The organism is Parendozoicomonas sp. 209JJ7-1 (assembly GCF_058147085.1).
In genome coordinates, this window is sequence record NZ_JBYVJU010000118.1 from 1 (window position 1) to 656 (window position 656).

The window sequence follows — 656 nt, forward strand, 5'->3', positions numbered from 1 at the left end:
ACTTGTTAGCTGCGTATTTGTATGACAGTTTATGTTGAAGGCTTTTTTTAACCACTGACCATTCATGGTTAATGATTGAAAAAACTACAGTATCACGATAGCAACCATCTTTATCCTTGATGTGGTTTCTCAGGACACCATCTTGTTTGGCTCCCAAGCGAGCGATTGCTGAACGTGAAGCTTGATTATGCCAATGAGTACGGAATTCAACGGCAATTGATTCGAGCCTTTCAAAAGCATGTTGAAGAAGTAATAACTTGCATTCTGTATTAACAACAGTTTTCTGGAAAGATTTGGCATACCACGTATAACCAATTTCAAGACGTTTGATTTCTTTGTCGGCATTACAGTAGCGAGTAGAGCCAATGATTTTCTGTTCTTTCTTATGAAGAATAACAAATGGTAAAGATCGTCCCTTTTCTTTTTCGGAGAGTGCAAAGTCAATATATGAATTAATCGTTGCTATATTTGGAACTCCAGTAAACCAGAGTTCCCATAGATTACCATCAGAAGCAGCTTGAACTAAGTCTTCTGCATGTCTTCTCTCCAAGGGAATCAGTTCTACTTCTTTCCCTAAAAGGCTTATATCTTCAATCCATTTTTCATTCATAATTTTAGCAATGTTTACTGAGATGTTGATTTAGCAGCTAACGCCT

1 protein-coding gene is annotated in these 656 nt (G+C 37.2%); it reads right to left on the reverse strand.

Annotated elements, in window-relative coordinates; translation table 11 throughout:
* Positions 1-610: GNAT family N-acetyltransferase (locus tag ACY2RQ_RS19645; protein ID WP_490114708.1), on the reverse strand; the 610-nt coding region annotated here is incomplete at its 3' end.
* Positions 611-656 lie beyond the last annotated feature (46 nt).